The sequence below is a fragment of the Sphingomonas sp. DMC8 genome (assembly GCF_056314185.1).
The window spans coordinates 356401-376175 of the sequence record NZ_JBQUYV010000003.1; the positions used below are offsets into that span (position 1 = coordinate 356401).

General features: G+C 65.1%; 15 protein-coding genes. 6 read left to right on the forward strand and 9 right to left on the reverse strand.

Annotated elements, in window-relative coordinates; all coding sequences use genetic code 11:
• Positions 1 to 31: 31 nt before the first annotated feature.
• A complete protein-coding gene (gene lon / locus ACT53K_RS09315) occupies positions 32 to 2428 on the reverse strand; it encodes an endopeptidase La (protein WP_476228331.1) in 2397 nt (798 codons plus the stop codon).
• A gap of 247 nt (positions 2429 to 2675) precedes the next feature.
• On the opposite strand from lon, the gene ACT53K_RS09320 reads away from it, so the two are divergent.
• The 4 genes from ACT53K_RS09320 to ACT53K_RS09335 all read left to right on the forward strand — a co-directional run bounded on the left by ACT53K_RS09320 (position 2676) and on the right by ACT53K_RS09335 (position 6060).
• The gene (locus ACT53K_RS09320) at positions 2676 to 4367 is read left to right on the forward strand and encodes a M1 family metallopeptidase (RefSeq protein WP_476228332.1); all 1692 of its coding nucleotides are present in this window, start codon (positions 2676 to 2678) and stop codon (positions 4365 to 4367) included.
• Entirely contained in the window at positions 4367 to 4972 is a 606-nt protein-coding gene (locus tag ACT53K_RS09325; RefSeq protein ID WP_476228333.1) for a methyltransferase family protein, read from the forward strand. The genes ACT53K_RS09320 and ACT53K_RS09325 overlap by 1 nt, the downstream gene beginning before the upstream one ends.
• Positions 4973 to 5079: 107 nt before the next feature.
• Positions 5080 to 5667 carry a hypothetical protein gene (locus ACT53K_RS09330; protein WP_476228334.1) on the forward strand — a complete coding sequence of 196 codons (588 nt, stop codon included), beginning with the start codon at positions 5080 to 5082 and terminating at the stop codon, positions 5665 to 5667.
• Positions 5668 to 5709: 42 nt separating this feature from the next.
• Positions 5710 to 6060 carry a hypothetical protein gene (locus tag ACT53K_RS09335; protein ID WP_476228335.1) on the forward strand — a complete coding sequence of 117 codons (351 nt, stop codon included), beginning with the start codon at positions 5710 to 5712 and terminating at the stop codon, positions 6058 to 6060.
• A 138-nt stretch (positions 6061 to 6198) separates the two neighbouring features.
• Here the strand turns inward: ACT53K_RS09335 and ACT53K_RS09340 are convergent, their stop codons facing one another.
• The 6 genes from ACT53K_RS09340 to ACT53K_RS09365 form a co-directional block, all read right to left on the reverse strand.
• Positions 6199 to 6795 carry a GNAT family N-acetyltransferase gene (locus tag ACT53K_RS09340; protein ID WP_476228336.1) on the reverse strand — a complete coding sequence of 199 codons (597 nt, stop codon included), beginning with the start codon at positions 6793 to 6795 and terminating at the stop codon, positions 6199 to 6201.
• A 4-nt stretch (positions 6796 to 6799) separates the two neighbouring features.
• Positions 6800 to 8068, reverse strand: a complete 1269-nt coding sequence (gene clpX, locus ACT53K_RS09345) for an ATP-dependent Clp protease ATP-binding subunit ClpX (protein ID WP_476228338.1) — start codon at positions 8066 to 8068, stop codon at positions 6800 to 6802.
• Positions 8069 to 8211: 143 nt separating this feature from the next.
• Entirely contained in the window at positions 8212 to 8868 is a 657-nt protein-coding gene (locus tag ACT53K_RS09350) for an ATP-dependent Clp protease proteolytic subunit (RefSeq protein WP_476228340.1), read from the reverse strand.
• 168 nt (positions 8869 to 9036) lie between these two features.
• Positions 9037 to 10125 (reverse strand): PepSY-associated TM helix domain-containing protein, encoded by a 1089-nt coding sequence (locus ACT53K_RS09355; RefSeq protein ID WP_476228341.1) that lies wholly within the window; start codon positions 10123 to 10125, stop codon positions 9037 to 9039.
• Positions 10125 to 12287 carry a TonB-dependent receptor gene (locus ACT53K_RS09360; protein ID WP_476228342.1) on the reverse strand — a complete coding sequence of 721 codons (2163 nt, stop codon included), beginning with the start codon at positions 12285 to 12287 and terminating at the stop codon, positions 10125 to 10127. The genes ACT53K_RS09355 and ACT53K_RS09360 overlap by 1 nt, the downstream gene beginning before the upstream one ends.
• A gap of 106 nt (positions 12288 to 12393) precedes the next feature.
• Positions 12394 to 12837 carry a MarR family winged helix-turn-helix transcriptional regulator gene (locus ACT53K_RS09365; protein ID WP_476228343.1) on the reverse strand — a complete coding sequence of 148 codons (444 nt, stop codon included), beginning with the start codon at positions 12835 to 12837 and terminating at the stop codon, positions 12394 to 12396.
• Positions 12838 to 12923: 86 nt separating this feature from the next.
• Here ACT53K_RS09365 and ACT53K_RS09370 point away from each other — a divergent pair, with 86 nt between their 5' ends.
• Both ACT53K_RS09370 and ACT53K_RS09375 read left to right on the forward strand, forming a co-directional pair.
• On the forward strand, positions 12924 to 14345 hold the full coding sequence (locus tag ACT53K_RS09370; protein ID WP_476228344.1) for an aldehyde dehydrogenase family protein: 1422 nt from the start codon (positions 12924 to 12926) through the stop codon (positions 14343 to 14345).
• 29 nt (positions 14346 to 14374) lie between these two features.
• The gene (locus tag ACT53K_RS09375; RefSeq protein WP_476228345.1) at positions 14375 to 15268 is read left to right on the forward strand and encodes an AraC family transcriptional regulator; all 894 of its coding nucleotides are present in this window, start codon (positions 14375 to 14377) and stop codon (positions 15266 to 15268) included.
• Here ACT53K_RS09375 and ACT53K_RS09380 read toward each other — a convergent pair whose 3' ends face one another.
• Both ACT53K_RS09380 and ACT53K_RS09385 read right to left on the reverse strand, forming a co-directional pair.
• A complete protein-coding gene (locus tag ACT53K_RS09380) occupies positions 15269 to 18427 on the reverse strand; it encodes an efflux RND transporter permease subunit (RefSeq protein WP_476228346.1) in 3159 nt (1052 codons plus the stop codon).
• Between the two features lie 11 nt (positions 18428 to 18438).
• Positions 18439 to 19692: a TolC family protein gene (locus ACT53K_RS09385; RefSeq protein ID WP_476228347.1), complete on the reverse strand. Its 1254-nt coding sequence runs from the start codon at positions 19690 to 19692 to the stop codon at positions 18439 to 18441.
• Positions 19693 to 19775: the final 83 nt, after the last annotated feature.

The window sequence follows — 19775 nt, forward strand, 5'->3', positions numbered from 1 at the left end:
GACAGAATTGCGTCAGAAAGGTTACGCTTTGTCAATGATGCACCGCATCCCCGATTGCCGGCACCCCGACGGGCGGTTGCGCAGCCAGTTCGTCGGCGTCGGTCCAGTCGATCGCAGCCAACGGCTCGGTGAGCGCGAGACGCAGCACTTCGTCGACATGTGAAACCGGCACGATCTCCAGACCCTCGCGGATATTCGCCGGAATTTCCGCGAGATCCTTTTCGTTTTCGGTCGGGATCAGCACCTTCTTGATGCCGCCGCGCAACGCCGCGAGCAGCTTCTCCTTCAGCCCGCCGATCGGCAAGACACGCCCGCGCAGCGTGACTTCACCGGTCATCGCCACATCCTTGCGTACCGCCACGCCGGTCAGCGTCGAGACGATCGACGTGACGAGGCCGATGCCGGCCGAGGGTCCGTCCTTCGGCACCGCGCCTTCGGGCAGATGGACGTGGATGTCCTTGCGGGCGAACAGGCTGGGCTTGATGCCGTAGCTGGGGCTGCGCGCCTTGACGAAGCTGAATGCGGCCTCAACCGATTCCTTCATCACATCGCCCAGCTTGCCGGTCGTCTTGATCGCGCCCTTGCCGGGCACGGTGACGCTCTCGATGGTCAGCAGTTCGCCGCCCACTTCGGTCCAGGCCAGGCCGGTGACGGCGCCGATCTGATGCTCTTCCTCGCCGATGCCGAAGCGGAATTTCCGCACGCCGGCATAGTCCGCCAGATTGTCGGGCGTGATGGTGACTTGCGTCTCCTTGCCCTCCAGGATCTTGCGCAGCGCCTTGCGGGCGAGCTTCGCAATCTCGCGCTCCAGCGTACGAACGCCGGCCTCACGGGTGTAATAGCGGATCAGGTCGCGCAGGCCCGCATTGGTCAGGGCGAATTCGCCCTCCTTCAGGCCGTGCGCGTCGATCTGCTTGGCGATCAGGTGCCGCTCGGCGATCTCGACCTTCTCGTCCTCAGTATAGCCTTCGAGCCGGATGATCTCCATGCGGTCGAGCAGCGGCTGCGGCAGGTTGAGCGAGTTGGCCGTGCACACGAACATCACATCCGAAAGATCGATGTCGATCTCCAGATAATGGTCGTTGAACTTGTTGTTCTGCTCCGGATCGAGCACCTCCAGCAGCGCCGAGGCGGGATCGCCGCGGAAATCCTGGCCCAGCTTGTCGATTTCGTCGAGCAGGAACAGCGGGTTGGAGGTGCCGGCCTTTTTCAGGTTCGACACGATCTTGCCCGGCAGCGAGCCGATATAGGTGCGGCGATGGCCGCGGATCTCGGCCTCATCACGCACGCCGCCCAGCGACTGGCGGATGAACTCGCGGCCGGTGGCCTTGGCGATCGACTTGCCCAGGCTGGTCTTGCCGACGCCCGGCGGGCCGACGAGGCACAGGATCGGCCCCTTCAGCTTGTTGGTTCGTGCCTGGACCGCGAGATATTCGACGATCCGGTCCTTCACCTTCTCGAGCGCATAATGGTCCTGGTCGAGCACGCCCTGCGCCTCGGCGATGTCCTTCTTCAGCTTGGACTTCTTGCCCCAGGGCAGGCCCAGCAGCACGTCGAGATAGTTGCGCACGACGGTGGCCTCGGCCGACATCGGCGCCATCGTCTTCAGCTTCTTCAGCTCGCCCTGTGCCTTGGCGCGCGCTTCCTTCGACAACTTGAGCGTGGCGATTTTCTGGGTCAGCTCGGCGACTTCATCGCCCTCACCCTCTTCGCCCTCATTGCCCAGCTCGCGCTGGATCGCCTTGAGCTGTTCGTTGAGGTAATATTCGCGCTGCGTCTTCTCCATCTGCCGCTTCACGCGGCTCCGGATCTTCTTTTCGACCTGCAGCACGCCCAATTCGCCTTCCATGAAGGCGAACACCATCTCCAGGCGCTTGTGGGGGTCCGTCTCGACCAGCAGCGACTGCTTGTCAGCGACCTTTACTGCGATGTTGGCGGCCACCGCATCGGCCAGACGCGAGGCGTCATCCAGTTCACCCAGCTGCACCGCCGTTTCGGCGGGCAGCTTGCGGTTGAGCTTGGCGTAATTCTCGAACTGGTCGACGACCGAGCGCATCAACGCCTGGATTTCGGCGCCCTCCACCGGCTGTTCCTCGACCGGGCTGACATGGGCGGTCAGGAATGCGCCCGTCTCCTCGACCGAATCGAGCGTGCCGCGCTGCTTGCCGGCGACGAGCACCCGCACGGTGCCGTCGGGCAGCTTCAGCAACTGGAGCACCTCTGCCGACACACCGGTATCGTACAAGTCCTCGCGGCCGGGATCGTCCTCGGCAGGGTCGAGCTGCGCGACAAGGAAAATCTCCTTGTCCGCAGCCATTGCCGCTTCCAGCGCCGCGACCGACTTATCGCGGCCCACGAAGAGCGGCACGATCATGTGCGGAAAGACGACGATGTCGCGAAGCGGCAGGACGGGATAGGATTGCTTCATGAAAACTCCGGTCGGCCCGATCGGGCCCTTCTTCCCCCTATATATGGGGCCGGGGCCAGCCGCATCAATCGTCCAGCGGGTTTAACCCGTGGATGAAGCGCGAAAGCGGGCAATTTGACACCAATCCCCCATGGCGGGGCTTGCGGCGAACGGGAATTTGCCTGCAAGTTCGAAGCGACACGATCCAAACCGGCGCCAGGGGGGCGGCGGAGGTTCGGTATGGGAGGCTGTCATTCGCACGACTCTTTTGCTTGTTTCCGCCGCAACGCTGGCAATCGCGGCATCGCCCGCGCTGGCGCAGAAGCGCGGCGAGCCGCCGATCACGCCGACTACACAGGAATCGGGCGGCCCGATCAGCGAGGAACGTGCAGCCCTCCATCTCGAACATGCCGATCTCGCGATCGAAGTTTTTCCGGACACCTACAGGATTGCCGGCACCGCCACCCTGACGCTGCGCACCGCCGCGCCGCAGACCCGGCTGCTGATCGACCTGGACCGCAACCTGCCGATCTCGGCGATCAATCTGGACGGCAAGGCGCTGAAGCCCAGCCAGTGGACCAATCCGGAAGGACGCCTCGCCATCTCGCTTCCACGCCCGCTCAAGGCCGGAGACAAGGCGGTAGTACGAATCACCTATGGCGGCACGCCGCACGTCGCGGTCCGGGCGCCATGGGATGACGGACTCGTCTGGTCCAAGACCAAGGACGGCAAGCCCTGGGTAGCAACTACCGCAGAAGGCTATGGCTGCGATCTGTTCTGGCCTTGCCTGGACTTTCCGCGCGGCGAGCCGGACCTGGTCGACCTGCATATCACCGTTCCCGCCGGGCTGAAGGCGCCCGCCAACGGCCGCCTGCTCGGCGTCGACACGCTGCCCGATGGCCGCACGACCTGGCACTGGCGCGCGAAGAGCCCCAATCCCTATTCGGTGGCGATCGACGTGGCGCCGTATGAGGAACTTTCGGCGACCTATCACAGCCGCTTCGGCAACGACATTCCGATGCACTATTGGTACCTGCCCGGCCGTGAAGCCAAGGCCAAGGCGCTGTTTGCCGAGTTTGCTCCGACCATCGAATTCTATGAGCGCCTGATCGGCCCCTACCCCTGGGGCGACGAGAAGATGGGCGTGGTCGAAACGCCGCATCTGGGCATGGAGCACCAGACGATCAACGCCTATGGCAACAACTATCGCAAGACGCCGTCCGGCTTCGACGAAATCTTTCAGCATGAATTCGGCCATGAATGGTTCGGCAACCAGCTGACCGCCGCCAACTGGGACGATTACTGGCTGCACGAGGGCTTTGAGCAGTACATGCAGCCGCTCTACGGCCAGTGGCGCGAGGGCGACGCCCGCTATGCGGCGATGATGGATCAAATCCGCCTCGCCATCCAGAACAAGGCACCGATCGTCTCGGGCAAGATTCGCACCGAAGAGCAGGTGTATGAAGAGGCCAATGGCGGCCCCGGTCAGGACATCTACATGAAGGGCGCCTGGGTGCTGCACACGCTGCGCTACCTGATCGGCGACGACAAGTTCTTCGACGCCACGCGCCGCCTCGTCTATGGCCGCCCGGACCCCAAGCCCGGCAATTTCAAGCCGCGCTTCGGCAGCACGCCTGAGTTCATCGGCATTGTGAAGCAGGTGAGTGGCCAGGATCTGCAATGGTTCTTCGACATCTATCTGTATCAGGCGGCGTTGCCCGAACTGATCCAGAAGCGCGAGGGTGACCTGCTGACGCTAAGCTGGAAGACGCCCGCCAACCTGCCCTTCCCGATGCCGCTGGACGTAACGGTCGACGGCAAGCGCCAGCGGGTCGAGATGCAGGGCGGGATTAGCACGCTGCACGTGCCTGCGGACGCGCACGTCGTAATCGATCCCGATGCGCATGTGCTGCGGCGTTCGGAGGCGGTCGAGGCCGTTCAGAAACAGGGATACCGCTGATGACCGAGCTTGTTGATCCCCAGCCTGTCTGGATGTTCACACCTGTCTTGCTGACGCTGTTCTTCCTTATCGGGCTCGTGCTGATCTTGGCTGCCCGCCGCCGCCGAAGCACGCCGACAGCGCCCGAGCGCACACAAGCCACGGCACGCGCCTCCTTTTGGGGCATTGGCCTGCAGGGCGCCGCCTTCTTTCTCGCCAGCTTCGGCCCGCTTCGCCTTTCGCCGACGCCGGACACGGCGGAGATTGCCGGCGCGATCGCCGTAGTCGCCCTGTGCGGCACCACCATGGCGCTGTTCTTCGCCGCCTCTCGCGCCATGGGCCGCAACTGGAGCGTCGTTGCGCGTACCAGAGACGACCATGCCCTCGTCACCTGGGGACCTTTCGCCTGGGTACGCAACCCGATCTATGTCGCGCTGTTCCTGTACCTGCTGGCGATGACGCTGGCCTTCGGCCATTGGCGCAGCCTCGTCGCCGGCGTGCCGCTGTTCGCGCTCGGCACCTGGATTCGCGTGCGCGCCGAGGAACGGTTGCTGCGCGAGCAGTTCGGCGCGGCGTTCGATGCCTATGCCGCGCGCGTGAAACGCTTCGTGCCGGGCCTGTTCTGAATCGCGCCGCCCCCGTAGCATTCCCTAATCGTGGCCGTCTTGCGGCACGGTAGCAGGTCTGCGAACAGGGAAGCGTCCGCGCGGCGGATCGCGCGACAAGGAGTGGCATGAAGGGCATCTGGACGCTCGCGGCGCTGGCCGCGCTGGCATTGGCTGCACCGGCCCATGCACAGGGCGATATTCGCACCGACGGCGATTGGGCGCACCGCGGGACGGGCATGGTGTTTCCCGAGCAGATCGGCGACGCCGTACGCACCAACATCCACGAATATGATGCCGACGGAAATGACGCGAGCGCGGGCTATTTCTGGAAGCGCGGCGACGACGCGGCCTTCGTCACGCTCTACATCTATCCCGCCGACCCGTCGCTGGGCTGCGCCGGCGCCTTTGAAGAGATGGCGGGGAATGTCGCCCAATCCTATCAGGACGTCGAGCGGCTGGAGACCGACCACTGGCCCTCACCCTCCGGCAAATATCCCGCCGTGGCGTTTCACACCCGCTTCGTGATGACCGGCACCCTGGGCACCCAGACCGAAGCGCGGCCACTCGCATCAGAAAGCTATCTCTTCTGCCCGGCTGGCGGCAAATGGCTGGTCTATGCGCGCGGCACCTGGGCGCGTGAACAGGATTTCAGCGACGCCTTCGCCACCCTGATCCACACCCTGCGTTGGCCCGAGGCGCTGGACACGCCGTAAGCAGGGCCAGCTTCAGGCACCATCCTGAAAAGGACTGTAAATATGGCACTACATGCCGCACCCGCCGCGCGCATTCATCCCCGAATGAATAGCCACAGCAGCATTATCATAATCGCATGCGCATTCGCCTGCGCCGCTTGCCGCCAAGACGTCCCCTCTAGCGAATGCAAAGGGCTTTCGTCGTCCAAAGCCCAGGCCCTAGCGATCCGGCAGAAGCGAGATTTGCTCAGCCGATCGGCTCAAACCGAGCAGAAAAATTTCGCTGGCAACCTGACCGAAGTCATCATGAACGATGGCGGCTATACTGCCAAAGTCAGCTTCAAAGGCGAGGACGGCCGGAAGCTAACAGCTCTTATCGAAGAAGATTGTTACGTTGGATGGACTAGCTCCTAAAAAACACCCTCTTTTTCTATGGACTAACTCACAAAAGGTGACCGACGCGAGGTTTAGCCTTTTACCACTGCCGATCGAGGCCCCAGTCCGCACCGGGATGGCCACAATCGAACTGGGCCCACGTATCTGTAAACAGGATTATTCCCCCGGCCGCAGCATTGACCAGAAACGCGGGCCATCGGCGCCGACGCGCCAGTCGCCGATGGGCACGAATCCATAGCGGGCATAGAGACCCAGATTGCACTCGGTCGCGGTCTCCAGATAGCAAGGCGTGCCCGGCGGCACGGCAGCGAGGCCGGCGCGGATCGCCGCGCCGCCCAGCCCCCGCCCCTGCGCTGCGGGATCGCAGCCGGCAATGTGAAGATAGGCGAAGGGATGGTCGGGAAAATGCGCCTCGATCGCAGCAAGCAGCCGTAAGGCGCGCACCGTTGCCGGACCCAGCGCGCGAAACAATGGAATGGCATGAGCGAACATTTCGCCCCAGCCCGCACTGGGGCGCCCGGGCGATCGCCATAAAGTCGCTGCCTCGTGGGAATGCGTCACGCGGACATAACCGCCACGCAGGTCCGAATCGAACAATTGCGCAAATAGCAGGGGAAGCCGCCACGCGCGATCGGCAGGATCGGGGAAGATATAGCCGAACGCCGGGTCGCTCATAAAAGCTCGGGCGAGCATCGTTGCGATGCCCGCCCGGTCTTTAGCCTCAGCCGCCCGCAGATTGACGGGCGCCGTCATGGGGTCAGGCAGCGCTGCCCGCCTTTTCCTTCTTGGCGTAGATGCGAACCGGCTCCTTGCGGCCCTCCACCACTTCCTTGTCGACCACCACTTCGTCGACGCCATCCATGCTGGGCAAATCGAACATCGTGTCGAGCAGAATGCCTTCGAGGATCGAACGCAGGCCGCGCGCGCCAGTCTTTCGTTCGATTGCCTTCTTTGACACCGCCGTCAGCGCGTCATCGGTGAAGCCGAGCTTGACCGTCTCCATGTCGAACAGCTTCTGATACTGCTTGACCAGCGCGTTCTTCGGCTCGGTCAGGATCTTGATCAGCGCCTCGACGTCGAGGTCTTCCAGCGTCGCGATCACCGGCAGACGGCCGACGAACTCGGGGATCAGGCCGAACTTGAGCAAATCCTCCGGCTCGGTCTGGCGAAGCAGTTCGCCAGTGCGGCGCTCGTCCGGTGCGGCGACATGCGCGCCGAAGCCGATTGATTTGCCCTGCAGACGATCGCCGATGATCTTCTCGAGGCCCGAAAAGGCGCCGCCACAGATGAACAGGATGTTGGTCGTGTCGACCTGCAGGAATTCCTGCTGCGGGTGCTTGCGGCCGCCCTGCGGCGGAACGCTCGCGGTGGTGCCTTCCATCAGCTTGAGCAGCGCCTGCTGCACGCCCTCGCCCGACACGTCGCGGGTGATCGACGGATTCTCGGCCTTGCGGCTGATCTTGTCGATCTCGTCGATGTACACGATGCCGCGCTGCGCCCGCTCGACATTATAGTCCGAGGCCTGGAGCAGCTTGAGGATGATGTTCTCCACGTCCTCGCCGACATAGCCGGCCTCGGTGAGCGTGGTGGCATCCGCCATGGTGAACGGCACGTCGAGGATGCGCGCCAGCGTCTGCGCCAGCAGCGTCTTGCCGCAGCCGGTGGGGCCGACGAGCAGGATGTTCGATTTGGCGAGTTCGACATCGGCACCCTTGGCGCCGTGGTTCAGCCGCTTGTAATGGTTGTGCACCGCGACCGAGAGGACGCGCTTCGCCTTCTTCTGGCCGATGACGTAATCGTCCAGCACGTCGCAGATTTCCTGCGGCGTCGGCACGCCTCCGTCCTTCTTCGACACCAGCGAGGACTTGGTTTCCTCGCGGATGATGTCGTTGCAGAGCTCCACGCATTCATCGCAGATGAATACGGTGGGTCCGGCGATCAGCTTGCGTACCTCGTGCTGGCTCTTGCCGCAGAAGGAGCAGTAGAGCGTGCTCTTGGCGTCTCCGCCTCTCACCTTGTCAACCATTCAAACCATCCTTCGCGCCCCACGGCGCGTTACGCTCGCCCGCCATCCTACACGCGGGCGAAGTTCCGGCAAACGATAATCGCCCTGCACGCCCGACGTTCCATCGCAAGATGGCGCCGGGCAGAACAGGTAATGCAACAGTCTTAAGCAGATGCTGACGCCTCTTCGGTCGGCACCGGACGCTTGTCATACACTTCGTCGACGATGCCAAATGCCTTTGCCTCTTCCGCCTCGAAGAACGAGTCGCGGTCCATCGTAGTCTCGATCTTGTCGATCGGCTGCCCCGTATATTTAGCATAGAGCGCGTTCATCCGGGCACGGATGCGCAGGATTTCCTTGGCCTGGATCTCGATGTCCGACGCCATGCCCTGCGCGCCGCCCGAGGGCTGGTGCAGCATAATGCGGGCGTTGGTAAGCGCCACGCGCAGGCCTGGCTCACCCGAGGCGAGCAGGAAGCTGCCCATCGACGCCGCCTGGCCGATGCACACCGTGCCGACGCGAGGACGGATATATTGCATCGTGTCGTGGATCGCCATGCCGGCGGTCACCACGCCGCCCGGCGAGTTGATGTACATCCAGATGTCTTTCTTCGGGTTCTCGGACTCGAGGAAAAGCAGCTGGGCGGTAATGAGGGAGGCCATGTGATCCTCCACTTGCCCGGTCACAAAGACGATCCGCTCGCGCAGCAGGCGCGAATAGATGTCGAAGCTACGCTCACCGCGGCTCGACTGTTCGATGACGATGGGAACGAGTGCGCCGGTGACGGGATCGATGGTCATCTGACCGGAAAGCGGATGCATGTAGGATTGTCTCGTGCTTGTTGTCTTGCCCGCCACAACATCGGCGCTCCGGCTGCCCGGCGCAAGGGGGAAGGCGCGCGGTAAACACATGCACACCCGCATGCCGACCATCTGAGACAGATTCCGCCATAAAGTCACCGGTCGGCGAAGTAATATAGCCCGAGTCGCTCAGGCGGCCTGCTCCCGTACCATGCCAAGCATTGCAGGACGGCGCTTCGGCCGACGGAACCAGAAGGTCCACACCGCGAGGCTGCCCAGCATCGCCATGGCGAGCCCCGACGCCGTCATCAGCAATGCATAGGCAAGTCCCCCCACCTTGCCGGCATGGAGCGGATAAGCGGTGTTGAACACACGGGCACCCAGCGGCAGCGCCTGCGCGTCGTTTGCCTGGAGCAGACGCCCGTCTGCCGAATCAAACGCCAGCGAGGTGCGACCATTGGGTAGCCATTCGCCGGCCCGCTTCATCCGGATCATGATCGGCTCGCTAGGCTTGCGGGGCAGCGACAGACCGCGGAACTGGGCATCGGGGAAGCGCGCCTGCGCGGCCGCCAGCATCGCCCGCCAGTCAGGATGCGCCGCGAGTGGGCCACTCTTCACGCGGGGCGGCCGGTTGGCGGCGAGTGCAGCATTGGCGTTCCCGAACGGTGCAATCATCAAGGCGGCGAAGGGCTTGAACACCATCATCGTACCGGTGACGGCCGAGAGCAGCAGCACCGGCGCCATCACGATACCCAGGTCGCGGTGATGCATCACGATCGCCGGCCGGCTCATCCGCTTCGGCCACAGGCGGAAATGGAAGGTGCGGCGGGTGCGCCACCACAGGATCGTGCCGGTGATGACGAACAACATCCCCGCCACGCCGGCAATGCCGATCACCGTCTCGCCGGTATCGCCGGTGAACAGATGATGATGAAGGTCGAACAGCCACACTTCCGGCCGCTCCCATTGGCTCTGCCAGCGCAGTACGATATTCCCCGCCTGGTCGGTATAGGCACCCATACCCCGGCCCATGCGCAGTTGCAGCAGCCCGAAATTGTCGCTTGCATACAGGATCGACTGGGTCTTCGGCTCGGCTTCCAGCACCCGTTGGGTAGCCGCCGCAATCGCCGCAGGATCGGCGATACGCGCATCGCCTGCATGCGGCAGCCACAGCCAGCGCTCCTTGTGCACCAGCAGCGCGCCGGAGAGCCCCAGTATCGCCAGTATCAGCCCCAGAAAGCCGCCGGTCCAGCGGTGTGCGAGATCAAGCCACTTCATCAGAAACGATAGTCCCAGCCGAGCGTGAAGGTCCGGCCACGGCCGGCAAAGTAACTGAAGTTGTCCGTAGGCAGCCGCGTGTCCGAGCTATAGTCGATATATTGCGTATTCAGCAGGTTGGAGACGCTGAGCGTCCAGCCGCCCAGCCCCGTCTGATAGCGCGCAGTCGTATCGACCAGCATATAGCCGCCAAAGTCGTTGCGGGGATCGCGGACCTTCCCCTGAAAACTGCGGGCCAGGAAGAAGCGGCTCTGCAATCGGGCACTGAACCGGCCGGTGACAAAATCCGCCGCCAGATTGAGCCGGTCGGGCGAGATGTTGGTGCCGTCGAGGTCGCTATCGACCTTGCCGTCGCCGTCGCTGTCATATTTTCCCACCAGATGCGCGTAGCCCAGGCTCACGCGGGCGCCGGGCACCGGCAGCTTCACGCCCAGGTTCAGCTCCAGCCCCTGGATTTCGACCCGAAGCCGCTGCACGTCGAAGATCCCGCCCGGATTGGCGATCAGCAACTGGCCCTTGTCGCTCGATGACCAGAAATAGGCGACCGATCCGTCGAGCGGCCCGCGCTTCACCTCCACGCCAACTTCGCGATTGTTCGAGATGATCGGTGCGATGTTGAGGAAGTTGTCGATCGAAACACCCGGCTTGCTAACCGCGCGGGTGATGCGACCCACGTCCGGCACCGTATAGCCCTCGGCATAGCTGAGATAGCCGCGGATGCCGGGTAACGGCTCCGCGACCACGCCGCCGTTGAACAAGGTTGCCGCAAAGGTCGGCGCGCCGCCGGTAACCGCCACGCCGCCCGCCGGCGTCGTCGTGGAGGCGAGCGTGTGGTAATCGCCGATGCGAATGCGGACATTCTCGTAACGCACGCCACCCGCCAGCCGCAGCTTCCTGTCGAACAGCGCGAGATTCGCCTGCGCAAAGGGCGCGATGCTGCGATAGTCGGTCGGCGGCACCCAGACGCGGTTGGTGAGGATCAGCCGCTGTTCGGTGCGATCGGTCAGCACGTCGAGGCCGAGGATCGCCGTCAGCGTCTCGATCCCGGGCACGGCGCGTTCGTAGCTGATCTTGCCGCCGATCTTGCGTGAACGGTTCTCGGACTGGTCGATCAGCGTGCCAACGGGCGCGATTCGCGCATCCTGGAACGCGGCAATCGGCGTCTGTTCGGCGCCGAACGTGTCGTGGGTGCGGTTCCAGAAGAGCTGGCTCACCAGATTGCCGCCCCACAAGGCGGTATCCGTGTAAGACAGCGCCACGCTTTCGGTGCGGCTGGCGGCGGCGATGCCCGGCGGGTCGCCACGACGAGCGCTGGTCGGGACGCCCGTCAGCCGGTTGCCCGCCACCGCGACATAATCGCCTTCATCCTGCATCTTGAAGCGACTGGCGATCAGGTCGAACCGGCCGCTGTCGCTAACCTGATAGCCGAGGCGGGCGAACAGCGAGAGCGTGTTCGAATCCTGCGTTTCGCCCTGGGTGAGGTTCAGGCCAACGCGGCGCCCGTCGCCGTCATAATACACGCCGCGACGCTCAAACGCGGCACCGGCCGCGACATCGAAGCGCCCCGCCTTGTATTCGAGCAGGCCCGCCGCCTTGCCGCCCAGCCCGTCGCCCTGAAAGTCGTTGCCGGCGCTGCCCTGCAGCAGCACCCGGCCGCCCAGCCCTTCTTTGGTCGGCGCGCCCACCGTCACCTGATTGACGATGCCGCCCGTGCCGCCAATCCCCTGCAGCGCGTTCGAACCATAGATCAGCTCGACCCGGTCGATAAAGAAACCGTCGATCGTGAAGCCGTCGCGGCTGCCGTCCCGCAGCGGCGTCGATTGCGGGATGCCGTTGATCGCATAGAGCGGCGAGCGCCCGCGCAGCGTCTCCCCTGCCCCCGAGAGTTTCTGGCGGGTAGGCGAAAAAGAAGGCGTCAGGTTCGAAACCGCGTCCGTTACCGATCCCGAAATCGCGATCTGCTGGTCGAGCGCGGTCTTGTCGATCACGTCGATCGTAAGCGGCAGGGCATTGGGCGGCAGCACGGTGCGGGCGGCAGTGACGACCACCGTCTGCCCGTCACGCTCCGGATCCTGCGTCTGGGCGCAGGCGATCGACGGAAGCGTCGCGGCAAGCGCCAGCAAGGGTAGCGAAAAACAAACAGTATGTACGCGAGATAACATCCAACGGCCCCCTTTCGCCGCACGGTGTCGCGACGACCGGGAGGCGCCCTATCAAGGCCTATCTAATATTGCAAGTCATTCGCATGTGCATATGGGAACCCTGTCCTCATGCACATGCTCCTGGCGCATGAATCCGCCGTAGCAGCGCCAGCAACTGCGCCCGCTCCGCATCGCTCAGTCCTGCGATCAGCGGCGCTTCGGAGGCACGCAATCGCGCGATCATTTCCGGCAATTGCGCCTCGCCCTCGGCTGTCAGGTGCAGCGCGTGGCTGCGCAGGTTGCGGCCGGCGCGGCGCTCCACCAGCCCCCGTTCGACAAGCAGATTGACCAGCTTCATCGCGCTTGCCCGGTTGATCGACAGCGCCCGCCCCAGCGTCGACTGGTCCAGCCCCGGCTCGGCGCGGATCAGCGCCAGCGCCGTCACGCGGGCGGGCGAAATGCCATAGGCGGCCAGCGCCGCATGCGCCGCGTCGATCAGCCGCAATCGCGCCATCTGGAGCTGATAGCCGATCAGTTCGCCGATTTCGTTGTCCAGAATCTGCTGGGTCATCTTGTCGGGTTGGTATGCCTGGGATACATTTTTTCAAAATAGAAGATTCGCTCCCGCGAGTCGCCCCTTGTTTTAGGAGGTTGGTCTTGGAACGCACTTTCAAACTGGTGATCAATGGCGAGACCGTCGAGGGCGCCGGCAGCTTCGACGTGATCAACCCCGCGACCGCCGAACCCTTCGCGCGCTGCCCCAAGGCCGATGCCGCGCAGCTCGAAGCCGCCGTCGCCGCTGCCAAAGCCGCCTTCCCCGGCTGGGCCGCAACGCCAATCGAACAGCGCGCCGCCCTGCTCGAAGCCGCGGCAGACAAGCTCCAGGCGCGCGCCAACGAATTTGCCAGCCTGCTCACCACCGAACAGGGCAAGCCACTCGATCAGGCGCTGAACGAAGTGATGGGCACCGTTTTCACGCTGCGCGCCTTTGCCGCGATGCGTCCTGAAACCAAGGTGCTGCGCGACGAGGGCGGCAACAAGGTGATCGAGCACCGTACCCCGCTGGGTGTGGTCGCCGCGATCACGCCGTGGAATTTCCCGGTCATCCTCGCCGCCAACAAGATCGGCCCGGCGCTCGTGACCGGCAACACCATGGTGCTGAAGCCCGCGCCGACCACGCCGCTGACGTCGCTGCTGCTGGGCGAGCTTCTCGCCGAACTGCTGCCGGCGGGCGTCTTCAACGTCATCTGCGACCAGAATGATCTGGGCGGCATGCTGACCGCGCATCCGGATGTCGCCAAGGTGGCATTCACCGGATCGACTGCGACCGGCAAGAAGGTGATGGCCACCGCCGCTGCCGGCGTGAAGCGGGTGACGCTGGAACTCGGCGGTAACGACGCCGCAATCGTCCTCGACGATGTCGAGCCCGCGCTCGCGGCGAAAAAGGTGTTCCAGGGCGCGATGTACAATGCCGGCCAGATTTGCGTCGCAGTGAAGCGCGCCTATGTGCCGGAAGGCATGTATGACGAGTTCTGCGAGGAAATCGCCCAGCTCGCTCGCGATACCGTGGTCGATGACGGCGCCAAGCAGGGTGCGAAGGTCGGCCCGATCCAGAACGCGATGCAGTTCGAGAAGGTCAAGGCGCTGATCGAGGACGCCAAGCAGCGCGGCACCGTGCTGGCCGGTGGCGAGCCGCTCGATCGGCCCGGCTATTTCATTCCGCCAACGATCGTGCGCGATCTGGACGACGATGCACCGCTGGTGCGCGAGGAACAGTTCGGCCCGGTGTTGCCGGTGCTGAAATATAGCGACATCGACGACGTGATCGCCCGCGCCAACGACTCCGACTATGGCCTGGGCGGCACCGTATGGGGCCGCGATGTCGAGCGCGCGACCGAAGTGGCAATGAAGATCGACACCGGCACCGTGTGGGTCAACCAGCATCTCGCCATCGACCCCCGCATTCCGTTCCGCGGCGCCAAGCAGTCGGGCCTCGGCGGCGAGCTGGGACAGGCGGGCCTCAACGAATATACCCAGCCGCACATCGTCAACGCGGTCGCGCTGGAGCCGGCCGCCTGAGCGCGGTCGAGCATTTCACCACCCAGGCGGTGCCGCCCCAGCGGCGACACCTCTTCTGGCGCGAGATTGTCGCCGAAGCCTTTCCGGGCATGACGGCGACGGCGCCGGAGGGCATCTGCGCCGATCTCGCGCGGTGGCGTCTGGGGCCGGTGGGCCTTGCCCGCGCACGCAGCGGCCGGGCGCAGGTGAGCCGCACCGTCAATCGCGACGGCCACAATCTGCTGTTGCACCTCCAGCGCCGCGGGAGGCTGACCATGCTGCAAGGCGAAATGGCAGTCTCCGGCGGCATGGGCGACATTCTGATCGCCGACGATAGCCGCCCCTATTCGATCGATATTTCCGATGCGAACGAGTGCCTTATCCTCCAGGTGCCCGCCGCCCTTTTGAGCGATTCCGTGGCGCCGACCGCGCTGCACGGCTGCCTGCTGGCCGGCCATGATCCTCATGTCGCTTTCCTCAACCATATGCTCGTCGGTCTGTGGGAGCAGCGGGCGATGCTGGACGACGTCGACGAGGGCATCGGCGACCTGCTGGTGGACGCGGCCCGGCTCGTATGCCGGCGACTTGCCACCCCCGGCGCCTGCCTGCACCCGGCTGCGGAGACGCCGGTCGCCTATGCCCTGCGCCATCTTGCCGATCCGGAACTGGGCACCGCTACCCTGTGTGCCGCAACCGGGCTGACGCCACGCGCGGTCCAGAAAGCGTTTCTGCGCGAGACCGGCCGGACCCCCACTGCCTTCATCACCGAACGCCGGCTGGTGCGTGCCGCCGAACTGCTGGTGACGGAACCTGGCCGCAGCGTGACCGACATCGCCTTTGCGCTGGGTTTCAACGATGCAGCCTTTTTCAGCCGCTGTTTCCGCCGCCGCTTCGGCACCACGCCCCGGGAATGGCGCGGCGCCGGCAGCGACCGCCCGGCATAACTACGCGCCCGCGCCCCGCGCCACCCTGCCCAAAATCCAGCGATAAAGGCTTGGCAGCAACACCAGCGTCAGCAGCGTCGAGGTAACGATGCCGCCGATCACCACCGTCGCCAGCGGCCGCTGCACCTCTGCGCCCGCCCCGGTGGCGATGGCCATCGGCAGAAAGCCGATCGAGGCGACGAGCGCGGTGGACAGCACCGGGCGCAACCGGTCCTGCGCGCCGCGGCGCACTGCCTCGTCAACCGACAGATTTTCGCCCTCGCGGCCATCCCGCAGGCCGCTGATATGGTCGATCAGCACCAGCCCGTTGAGCATGGCGATGCCCGACAGCGCGATGAAGCCGATGGCGGCAGTGATCGAAAAGGGCATGCCGCGCAGCCACAGCGCCAGCACGCCGCCGGTGATGGCGAAGGGAATACCGGTATAGACGATGGCGGCCTCGCGCACGCTGCCCAGCGCAGCATAGACCAATGCGAAGATCAGGATCAGCGCCGCCGGCACCACGATCACGAGCCGCTTTTGCGCCGCTTCGAGCTGGTGATACTGACCGCCGAACTCGATGCGATAGCCGGCCGGCAGCTTGATCTGCCGGTCGAGCGCGGCGCGCGCCGTATCGACATAGCCTTGCAGGTCGTTGGTCGACAGATTGACCATCAGCGCGGCGCGGCGATTGCCGCCGTCGTGCAGGATCGGCTCGACCATCCGTGTCTCGCGCAGCCGGGCAACGCGCGACAGCGGCACCATCCCGAAATCGCCGACGCGCAGCGGCAGCGCGAGCACCGCCTGCGGATCGGCGCGCAGACCCTCTGCCATGCGGATGACAATGGCGTGGCGGGCGGCATCGTGCGGAATGAAGCCGACTTCGGCCCCGGCCACGGCATCGCCGATCGCCTTATTCACTTCCTGCGTGCTGAGACCCAGCCGCAGCATCGCCGCATGGTCGAGCTCGACCACCAGCGTCTTGGGGCGACCGGTGGTTTCGAACTCGACGCCTTCGGTGCCGGCCTGTTTCTGCAGGATCGCCTTGGCCTGTGCGGCGAGCCGTTCGAGCACGTTGTAATCGTCGCCATAGATCTTGACCGCCACGTCGGCGCGGACGCCTTCCAGCATTTCGTTGAAGCGCATCTCGATCGGCTGGGCGAATTCCAGATTCTGCTCGGCGAAGACCTGCTTCGCGACCTTCTCGATACCGGCGACCAGTTCCTGCTTGGTGCGCGGCTTGCCCTCCCCTTTCGGCCAGTCCGCCTCGGGCGTGTAGAAGATGTATAGGTCGTTCTGTTCGGGCGGCATCGGGTCGGTCGCGACTTCGCTGGTACCGATGCGCGAGAAGGTATGCGTCACCTGCGGGAAGGCGCGACGGATCGCCTGCTCGGTGGCCATTTCGATTTCCAGGCTGCGTTCCAGCGACATGCCGACCGGGCGATAGACCATGGCTGTTATCGCGCCTTCGTCGAGCTGCGGCGTGAATTGCGAGCCGAGTGTGCGGAAGGTGAGGAACGTCGCGCCGAGCAACGCCGCCGCGCCGATTACCAGCAGCAGCGGATGCGCCAGCGCCGCGTTCAGCACCGGATCATAGGCGCGCTGGGCCAGCCGCATCAGCCCCTTTTCATGCCCCTCCGCATCGAGTGCCGAAGGCGTGCGCAGCAGCCAGGCCGACAGCGCCGGCACGATGGTGAACGTCCAGGCCAGCCCAGCGACGATCGCCAGCATCACTGCCTGTGCCATCGGCTGGAACAGCTTGCCTTCGACACCACCCAGGCTGAGCACGGGCACATAGACCAGCGCGATGATGGCGATGCCGGAGAAGGTAGGCCGCGCGACGCGCTGTGCAGCCTCGGCAATCACCGCGCGGCGTTCCTCGCGGGTGAGGTCATCGCCCTTGTCGCGGCGACGCTCGGCGAGCAGCCGCAGCGCATTTTCGACGACGACGATCGAGCCGTCGACGATCAACCCGAAGTCGAGCGCGCCCAGGCTCATCAGATTGCCCGACACGCCGATGGCATGCATGCCCGACACCGTCACCAGAAAGGCAAGCGGAATCACCAGCGCGACGATCAGCGCCGCGCGCCAGTTGCCCATGACCACCAGCAGCACCAGCGCCACCAGCAATGCGCCTTCGCCCAGGTTCCGCTCGACAGTGTGGATGGTGCGATCGACCAGATCGGCCCGGCTATACTGGCGCTCGATCACCATGCCCTTGGGCAGCGCCGCCTGAATTTCGGGAAGTGTGGCCTCGACTCGCATGGCCACCTGCCGGCTGTTCTGGCCGACCAGCATCATCACCGTGCCGAGCACGGTCTCGCGGCCGTTCTGGGTGGCGGCACCCTGTCTCGGGCCGTGGCTGATCACCACATCGGCAAGATCGCGCACTTGCAACGGCAGCACGCCGCCGGCAAATTTGACGGGAATTGCGCCGATCTGCTCGGCGGTCATCACCCGGGCATTGGTGCGGACACTGAACCGCTCCGCGCCGCGCGCGATGATGCCGCCACCGGCATTGTCGACATTCTTCGCCACGGCCGCCGCCAGCTCTGCAGCGGTGACGCCGTGGCGCGCCAGCCGGACGGGATCGGGCTGGACGACATATTGTTCTTCCAGGCCGCCATTGGAGTTTACGTCCGCGACGCCGGCGACCGCCCGCAGCATCGGCCGCACGGTGTATTCCTGCGCCTCGTACAGATCCATCAGCTGACGCTGGGCGCTGGAACCGGGCGGCGGCTGGCGCCACTCGAGCGTGTAGTAATAGATTTCGCCAAGACCGGTGGTGATCGGCGCCATCTGTGGCGTGCTGCCCGGCGGCAACTGGTCACGCACGACATTCAACCGCTCGGTGACAAGCTGACGTGCCTTTAACTGGTCGGTGCCGTCCTTGTAGAGCAGCGTCACCTGGCTCAGCCCGGTCTTGGTAACCGAGCGGGTCTGCTCCAGCCCCGGCTGGCCGCCCATCGCCCGCTCGATCGGCAGCGTCACCAGCCGCTCGATCTCCTCGGGCGCCAGTGCCGGCACCTGCGTGTTGATCTGCACCTGCACGCCGGTGATGTCCGGGATAGCGTCGATCTGGAGGCTGAAATAAGACCAGAGACCGATCGCCGCGACGATCGCGCTTGCCAGCGCCACACCCAGTCGGTGGCGCGTCATCCAGTGAAGCCAGCGTGCCATCGGGGCGGCCCTCAGCGCGTCAGCGGGTTGCCGCCGTTCAGGGCGCGCAACTGTTGCAGGGCCTCGATCGCGTCGCGGCGGGTGTCGAGAATCGCCGCCGTGGCGTCGAGATAGGCCTGCTGCATCTGGGTGTAGGTGGTCAGCGGAATCGCCCCCAACCGATAGTTACGATCGGCCTCCGCCGCTGCCGCGGCAAAGCGCTGGGCCGAGGCGCCGTCCCATTTCGCCAGCGCCTCGCGCTTGGCCTGATATTGCGCCGCCTGATCGAACACGTCGCGGGCGATGCGGCGCTCGGCAGCGACCAGAGTCGCATTGGCCTGGGCCTGGCGCCCCTGCTCGGCCGCGACGTCGCCGGCCTGGCGGTTCCAGAACGGCAGGCTGGTCGACAGGCGGATGCCGACATTGGTCTCACGGATGTCCGAGCGGGCATGGTCGTAATAGGGGCCGACGCTCACCACCGGAATGCGCGCCTTCTTGGCAAGGTCCACCCGCAGCCCCTGCTGGGCGAACTGCGCCCGCAGCGCCTGCAGCTCGAAATTATTGGCACTGGCTCGGTCGACCAGCAGCGCATCCGGCGGCAGGTCGGGCAAGCTCATGTCGGGTCGGACGATACGGATGCGCGCGGCAAAGGGGGCCCCGCGCAGCTGGTTGAGCTCGTACAGCACCGAATTGGCTTCGGCATCGGCGGTGGCGGCGCTGCGTTCGGCGCTGATCGCCCCGGCCTGGAGCGCGGCGGCCTCGAGCTGCGGCGCCGGGCCTGCCGGGTCGCGCGCGACGATGATCTGGGCAAGTGCCCGCATCCGGGTGGCGACGGCACGCGCCGCGGCGGCCTTCTCGTCGGCGGCGAACAGGCGGTAGCCCAGCGTCCGCGCCCGCGCCGCCAGCGTCGCATCGAACTGCTGCAAGCCGATCCGCGCCAGCGCCACCTGATGGTCGGCGATGGCGCGGCGCAGGGCGATGCGGCCGCCAAACTCGATCGGCTGGACGATCGACACGGCATAGGCCGTGCCCTCGCCGATCAGCGCGCCGCTATTGGCATCGCTGGCGCGGCGCTGGCCGAATTCCACCACCGCTTCGGGGTCCGCCCAGCGTCCCGCGGCGTCGCGCTCGACGCCCGCAGTCTCGATCTGGCGCTGGTAGAATTGCCGCTCGGGATTCTTGGCGAGAACATCCTGCACCAGCGCGTCGAGCGACAGCGCGGGCCCGCTTTGCGCCAGCGCAGGCGCCGCCGTGAAGAGCAATGAAGCTGCTGCCAGCCACCGCATGTCTGCCTCCGTTTCCAGATCCTGCGGCCCCCTAGCCACCGCCCGCCCGCAGCGTCGATTAAAACCGCGTTCAGACTCTGAAC